We start from the raw sequence: 7312 nt of genomic DNA, 5'->3' as shown, positions 1-7312 counted from the left end.
TTCAAGTTTAGCAATTTCGGCACTGGCATCAATGGCCATCGCTCGTGCCTGAGCGGCGACCCGTTTATCCTGAACCGAAGGCTCAGGAACAGAAAGCGCGGCACGAATGATCACCTGAGCTTTTTCCAACGTCGCTCTGGGATCACCGGATACAGCAGAAGTATCAATACGCACTTCACCCTCTACCGCATACAGCTGTCCATCCGGTCCTTTTTGATAACTAAATTGCGGTGCCGAAGCAAAAGCACCACCGATAGAGGCATGAATTCGCTCATGAGTTTTAACTTCACGATCTCGCTGTGCGAGCTCTTTAGAAATCAACGCATCATTTTCCAGACGCTGCTTATCAGAAGACTGATGAGTGGTCGCTTGTGTAGCAGATACGCTTGTGGGGTCAGTGATGATTTGCTGGGTTTCAGCTCCGGATGAAGAGAGCGATGAAGAGTGAGATGAAGTATTGGATGAAGAGAGCGATGAAGAGGGATGGGGCTGGGTTTTATCTGGCGCAACAGCCTTGTGCGCTGATGCAGTATCAGTTGAAGACGTTCGAAGCGTAATGCCAGAGTAATTGCTGTTAATCACTCTAAAATCCTTCCTTATTGACTACAAATAGCGCCAGAATAGTCACTGAACATCAGGCACGCGTATCGATATTCGTGCCTAACACCTCACCCGCATCGGTGACAACTTTTGTCGTGGGTGCCTCTGTCGTCGTATCCAGTGTTGTCTCTGTCACTGCTGTACTGAATGACTTACCCGATGCAAGCTCAGGGGATTCAGGCTTACCACTACCCAGCTGATCACCTGAGGATTTAAGGGTGTTATCCAAGGTGCGGTTTACACCAATAACAGCTGTCTGCAAAGTCCCTGTAATGTTCATAATGCTGACCTGTCTTATCCAATTAAAGTGCCATTTAAAGACGCATGATAACCAAGTGCACTTGTCATTTCAGACTTCAATAAAGCTCTTTGTATAGCGCTTTAAATAGTTCTCAATATACTTTTAGTACAGTTTCAATATTTTAAGTATAGAACAACACTCGTAATTTGGCTGTTTTTTGTACAAATCAGGTCAGCAACTCACTGATATCCAAGTATTCAGCCACCAGCGCCGGCGTTACTTCAGCAAGATAAGGCACTTCGCCTAACAACGGGGCACGCAACATCGTCTCAAGCGTGGCGACATTCTCTGTATAACACTGCATATCCGGATCTATACGATTCGCCACCCAACCAGCAACGCGCAAGCCGTCTCTGACAATAGCTTCGACGGTTAACAAAGCATGATTGATACACCCCAGCTTCATGCCAACCACAAGAATAACCGGCGTACCGAGTAATTTTGCGACATCAGCAAACGTCTCTTTCCGACTGAAGGGTACCCGCCAGCCCCCCGCCCCTTCTATCAGCAAAAAGTCATGCGGGTTCATCATCGAACCACGACATAATGCGGCTATTCTGTCGGCCGATAAACGCTTACCCGTTTGCTCAGCGGCAATATGCGGCGCTATAGGCGCTTCAAAAGTGATAGGGTTTACTTCGCTGTAACTCAACTTAACACTGGCTGTTTTCTGTAATAACAACGCATCACTATTCTGCAGCCCCTCCTCAGAAGGCTCGCAGCCAGCAGCGACCGGCTTTAAACCAATGGTACGCAGCCCTTGTTGATTCGCTTTTTCCAGCAGTGCAGCGCTAATCACTGTCTTACCGACATCGGTATCGGTGCCCGCTACAAAAAAATGTCGCTTTGCCATTAACGCTTCCTTAAAATCAGATAATAAACCTCATAGCTTGCCGGCAGCAGCCCTTGCGTATTACGAAAAGACTCATAGGCTTTTCTGAACGCTTTTACCCGCGCAGGGCCTGTCAGTCCTTTAGCCTGGCCCGCATTCATATTATGCGCGCCAATACCTTTTAACTCGTGCGTCAGCTCTTTAAGGTGCGGATAGTGTAATACTTGCATTTCAGACTCTGTATCAATAATTTGCAGATCATCAGGCAGCGCACTTATCAACTCCCGCATCGACTGAAACTGATTTACATGCCTATAGCTGTCGACATGCGACCACGCCCCTCTCAACTCAGATAAGGTCTGAGGCCCCAGCGTCGCTAAACAGGCGGTTCCTCCCGCGTAGAGTACACGCGATATTTCTGAAAAAAGAGCAGGACTATTTTCACACCACTGAATCGCCAGACTGGAAAAAACCAAAGAGTAGCTTGCACTTTTTAGTGGTAAGTTTTCAGCATCTCCGCACACCCACGACACCTGCCGATCCTGTGGCCGATCCAATAGACGATGGCTGCGGGCATAAGCCAGCATACCGGAAGCGATGTCCAGACCCGTTAATAACGCATCAGGATAATGAGTGTTTAATGCCGTGGTAAAATATCCGGTACCACACCCTAAATCCAGAATAGTGCCCGGCACAGCCTCTTGCAGATGCGGAGAAAGTTTTTCTAATAACTGATGACCGATATCGCGCTGTAATCCGGCCACGCTATCATAGGTAGCCGCGGCTTTACTAAACGATTCAGCAACCCGCTGTTTATTAATTAACTCACCCATTGTTGCTCTTTGTCTGCATGAAGGTTTGAGTGAAGGCTTGTAGCGTCTGCAAAAAAGCATCGGGAGATGACAAAAACGGCAAATGCCCTGCGCCTTTAAAGCATTCAACCTGATGCTCAGGGTTCAAGGCGCTCACAGCAGATAAGGTACTGACAGGCACTAACCCATCAGCCTCGCCATAGATATGCAACACAGGACAGTTTAACTGAGAAAGCTCGGCTCTGAGGTCAGAGTCTAACAACAGTAGCGTCGCCATTAACTGTGACGGCTTGCTCGCTGCCAGAACTGTTTTAATTTGCTTTAAAATGGCCTTTGCTTCCTCACCACCCTGAACCTGCAACATGGCAAAGCGAGTCAGCGTCTTATCCGGAGAGACTTCAAGTGCGGCTTTAAACTGCTGATAAACAGCTGCATCCATCGCGCTGCTCCAGCCTTCCTTTTGTATAAAGCAGGGATTGGACGCTACGCTAACTAAACCAGCGACCTTTTCCGGAAACAACGCAGCAACCTTTATTGCCAACATGCCCCCCAACGACCAACCCAGCCAGCAGGCGGGTTGCTCAACCACAGCCGCCACCTGAGATGCCATCGATTCCAGTGTGACATCATCACTACCCTGTGAACGACCAAGTCCGGGCAGATCAATCACCGTCACATAGAAGGATTGCGTCAACGCTGGCAACAACGAAGTCCAGATAGCAGAGTTCATTCCCCAGCCATGCAGCAGCACTAACGCGGGTTTCTCTGGCGAACCAAAAGATTCATGATAGATGCCTTTCATAAAGCTCTCATAGACTTCTCAATAGCCCTCATTAACTGCTCATTTCACCTGATCCAATGCATCCAGCAATCGATCCACCTGCGCCTCGGTATGACTTGCACTGAGCGTTACCCGCAAACGTGCGCTGCCACCGGGGACGGTTGGCGGGCGAATAGCCGTAATAAACATGCCCTTTTCACGCAATGCAGCACTCATCGACATAGCCTTATCTGCATCGCCGATCATGATGGGTTGTATGGGCGTGGGGGAATCCATCAAATTAAGCCCCAACTGCTCACAGCCACGGCGAAAGCGCTCGATCAAATACTTCAGCTGCTCGCGCCTCCACTGCTCAGTCTGAACCAACTTAAGACTCGCCCGCGTTGCTGCAGCCACAGCCGGCGGCATGCTCGTCGTATAAATATAGGTCCGGGCATGCTGAATCAGGGTTTCAATCAGATCCTCACTACCCGCGACAAAAGCTCCCGAGGTGCCAAAGGCTTTACCTAAGGTACCCATCAGGACCGGCAACTGCTGCTGTGAAAGATTAAAATGTTCCGCACAGCCCGCTCCCGTTTTACCTAAACAGCCGATACCATGAGCATCATCTACCATCACCCAGGCATTATGCTGACGTGCCACTTCACAGACAGAAGGAAGGTCGGCTATGTCACCGTCCATACTGAATACTCCATCGGTGACCACCAGAGCGCGGCGCGCCTGTGTTTTAGCCAGCCGCTGAGCCAGACTGGCCGAATCGTTATGCAGGTAGCGCTGAAAACGCGCGCCACTGAGTAAACCCGCATCCAGTAACGAGGCATGATTAAGGCGATCTTCAAATACCGCATCCTGCTTATCCAGCAAGGCATTAACCGTCCCCAGATTCGCCATATAACCATTAGAAAAGAGTATCGCGCGCGGACGCCCGGTAAATTCAGCTAACTCTTCTTCTAAGGCATGATGATGAACACTATGGCCGTTGACTAAATGCGAGGCGCCGCCACCCACACCATACTCATCTGCGGCTTGTTTAAAAGCGCTGATAATAGCGGGATGATTAGCCAAGCCCAGATAGTCATTTGAACAAAACGCCAGATACGCTTTACCATCAACGACTACTTCCGGTTGCTGCGGGCTTTGTAAGACCTTACGTTCACGGTAGAGGGATGCCGCTTTGCGCGCATCAAGCTCAGCCGCTAATTGATCAAATGACATCGGTTTTCACCTGAGAAAAACGGAATCGGATAGTCGCCTGGCAAACGCAGCAAACTAACTGTTTGCTGCCTTCACTCATAATAGGGGCAGGCATCACAAACAAGCATCACGCTTCGTAGAAGTGTTCACTGTCCTGTTGTTTTTGCAGATCTTTAATGATCGCCGCTTCCTGTACATCATCATCAACAGAGATGCGTTGTTCAGGGTTAATACCCAGACGCTTAAACAGCTGCAGGTCGCGGTTTGTTTCAGGATTAGGCGTGGTCAGCAAGCAGTCTCCATAAAAGATCGAGTTAGCGCCGGCAAAGAAAGTCATCGCTTGCATCTCATCACTCATGCTCTCGCGGCCCGCCGATAAGCGCACATGTGACGCTGGCATCATAATACGCGCGACAGCAATGGTCCGGATAAATACCAGATGATCAAGATCTTCGACATTTTCCAGCGGCGTCCCTTTGACTTTCACCAGCATGTTAATCGGCACACTTTCTGGTTGCACCGACATATTGGCCAGCTGACGTAATAAACCGATACGGTCAGTCGCTGTTTCACCCATACCTAAAATACCACCACTGCAAATTTTCATACCTGAGTCGCGCACATTCTGCAGCGTATCCAATCGATCCTGATAAGAACGTGTCGTAATAATCTTGTCGTAAAATTCAGGCGAGGTATCCAGATTATGGTTATAGTAATCCAAGCCTGCATTCGCTAGCTGATCTGCCTTTCCCTCATCCAACATACCCAATGTCATGCAGGTCTCTAAGCCTAACGCTTTGACCTGTTTCACCATATCAACCACATAAGGCATATCCTTATCAGCCGGGTGCTTCCAGGCGGCCCCCATACAGAAACGGGTTGATCCGGACGCTTTTGCCTGGCGTGCTTTCTCAAGCACTTTTTCTACTTTCATTAAGCGCTCTTTTTCAAGCCCCGTATTATAGTGACCACTTTGCGGACAATATTTACAGTCTTCAGGGCACGCACCGGTTTTAATAGACAGCAAGGTGCTGACCTGTACTTCATTCGGATTAAAGTATTGGCGGTGAACGGTTTGCGCTTGAAACATAAGATCGTTAAACGGAAGCTCAAAAAGGGCTCGCACCTCTTCTACAGTCCAATCGTTACGAACAGGTGCTTTAGTCGTCATTTTTTACTTTCCTCTTTTGAATCTGGCATTCAACATGGATATGCTTAAAGACTAGCAATAATAAATCGACAGAAGGAACTGTCAACCTATGCTTAGCTTATTTATAAACATCTGTACAAATATTGATCATAAATGTGTATTATGCAGCAAAAATACCTCATCTGAAGCATTTCTCTGTCCAGAGTGCCTGGAAGACCTCCCCTGGTTAAGATCAGCGTGTCATCTATGCGCGCTTCCTCTTAGCGTCACGGACACACTGCATATCTGCGGCCAATGCCTTAAATCACCGCCCCCCTTTGACAGTACACAGGCGGTTTTTTTATACCGCTTCCCTATCAGTGCCATCATTCCAAAAATCAAACACCAGGCAGGATTACATCACACGGCCTGGCTCGCAGACTGTTTATTGAAACGCTTATTACACCGGCCTCAGGCATGGCCTGATGCCATTATTCCGGTGCCCGTACATCCTTTACGATTAATCGGCAGAGGATTTAACCAATCAACGCTTATCGCCCGATATCTGAGCCAGCATTTGCAGATACCGTTATTGCTTAATCAGCTGAAAAAAAACAAACACACAAAATCCCAATCAAGTTTAACCGCCAAACAGAGACGAACCAATTTACAGCACTCCTTTAGCTACCATGGCCCCCTCATCCGACATATCGCACTGGTTGATGATGTGGTTACCACAGGCACAACAGTTAAAGAAATCTGCTCCACGTTGCGTAATGCAGGTATTGTGCGGATCGATATATGGGTGATCGCACGTACGCCCTCACCGGACTAGCGCGGCTTTATTTTTGCTATTATGATTAGGCAGTTAGCTGCACTTGTTTGAGCTACAGTGTCATAAGCCTGATTCACATGACTAAGGAGTCCGCCATTGGATATTGCGATTTTAGGCAGTCTTGCCGGTGGTATCGGGCTGTTTTTATTAGGCATGCATTTAATGACACAAGGTTTACGTCAAGCGGCCGGAAAGTCTTTAAAACGTGCGCTGCATGCTGCCACCGAAAGCCGCCTCAGAGGATTGCTTTCAGGCACACTGATCACCGCTGTTGTTCAATCTTCCAGCGCTGTGACCGTTGCCACAATTGGCTTTGTCAATGCCGGTTTATTAACCATCCCCCAGTCCGTCGCCGTTATTTATGGTTGTAACATCGGCACTACCATGACCAGCTGGCTGGTCGCTCTGGTAGGTTTCAAAATAAAAATCAGCGCTTTTGCATTACCCCTGATCGCTCTTGGAATGCTGATGAACCTTGCGGCCCCTAAAGAGACCGTACGTCAAATAGGTTTTGCACTGGCAGGGTTTGGTGTCTTTTTTATCGGTCTGGACTTCCTTAAAGAAAGCTTTGAAGATCTGGAGAAGAATGTTGACCTGACCATCATAAGCGCGCTGCCGTTTAGTTTATTATTGTTTTTAGTCGCGGGCTTCGTACTGACATTTTTGATGCAGGCTTCTGCGGCCTCAATGGCCATCACCTTGTCATTAGCCGCGACCGGATCAATCAACATTACTGATGCGGCCGCGCTTGTCATAGGCGCCAATCTGGGTACAACCAGCACCGCAATGCTCGCCGTTATCGGGGCCACGCCTAATGCCAAAAGGATT

At 48.5% G+C, this 7312-nt stretch carries 9 protein-coding genes; 2 read left to right on the top strand and 7 right to left on the bottom strand.

All coding sequences use genetic code 11. The annotated features are described in order from the left end of the window. The 7 genes from ABY436_RS17935 to bioB form a co-directional block, all read right to left on the bottom strand. Window positions 1-582: putative metalloprotease CJM1_0395 family protein (locus ABY436_RS17935; RefSeq protein ID WP_372740302.1), on the bottom strand; the 582-nt coding region annotated here is incomplete at its 3' end. 52 nt (window positions 583-634) lie between these two features. Next, window positions 635-880 (bottom strand): hypothetical protein, encoded by a 246-nt coding sequence (locus tag ABY436_RS17930; protein WP_372740301.1) that lies wholly within the window; start codon window positions 878-880, stop codon window positions 635-637. Between the two features lie 187 nt (window positions 881-1067). After that, a complete protein-coding gene (bioD, locus tag ABY436_RS17925; RefSeq protein WP_372740300.1) occupies window positions 1068-1754 on the bottom strand; it encodes a dethiobiotin synthase in 687 nt (228 codons plus the stop codon). Beyond that, window positions 1754-2566, bottom strand: a complete 813-nt coding sequence (gene bioC / locus ABY436_RS17920; RefSeq protein ID WP_372740299.1) for a malonyl-ACP O-methyltransferase BioC — start codon at window positions 2564-2566, stop codon at window positions 1754-1756. The genes bioD and bioC overlap by 1 nt, the downstream gene beginning before the upstream one ends. Then, window positions 2559-3347, bottom strand: a complete 789-nt coding sequence (bioH, locus tag ABY436_RS17915; protein ID WP_372740298.1) for a pimeloyl-ACP methyl ester esterase BioH — start codon at window positions 3345-3347, stop codon at window positions 2559-2561. Before bioH ends, bioC begins: the two co-directional genes overlap by 8 nt. Window positions 3348-3386: 39 nt before the next feature. Then, on the bottom strand, window positions 3387-4541 hold the full coding sequence (bioF, locus tag ABY436_RS17910; RefSeq protein ID WP_372740297.1) for an 8-amino-7-oxononanoate synthase: 1155 nt from the start codon (window positions 4539-4541) through the stop codon (window positions 3387-3389). 106 nt (window positions 4542-4647) lie between these two features. Further along, complete coding sequence (gene bioB, locus ABY436_RS17905) at window positions 4648-5691, bottom strand: biotin synthase BioB (protein WP_372740296.1); 1044 nt, start codon at window positions 5689-5691, stop codon at window positions 4648-4650. A gap of 88 nt (window positions 5692-5779) precedes the next feature. On the opposite strand from bioB, the gene ABY436_RS17900 reads away from it, so the two are divergent. Together ABY436_RS17900 and ABY436_RS17895 are read left to right on the top strand one after the other, a co-directional pair. Beyond that, window positions 5780-6484, top strand: a complete 705-nt coding sequence (locus ABY436_RS17900; protein ID WP_372740295.1) for a ComF family protein — start codon at window positions 5780-5782, stop codon at window positions 6482-6484. Between the two features lie 96 nt (window positions 6485-6580). Then, the coding region (locus tag ABY436_RS17895) for a Na/Pi cotransporter family protein (RefSeq protein ID WP_372740294.1) at window positions 6581-7312 on the top strand (732 nt) is incomplete at its 3' end.

The organism is Neptunomonas sp., from assembly GCF_041601355.1.
Taxonomy (GTDB): Bacteria; Pseudomonadota; Gammaproteobacteria; order Pseudomonadales; family Balneatricaceae; genus Neptunomonas.
Note: the sequence above shows the minus strand (reverse complement) of the source record. Positions and strands in the feature narration are given on the sequence as shown.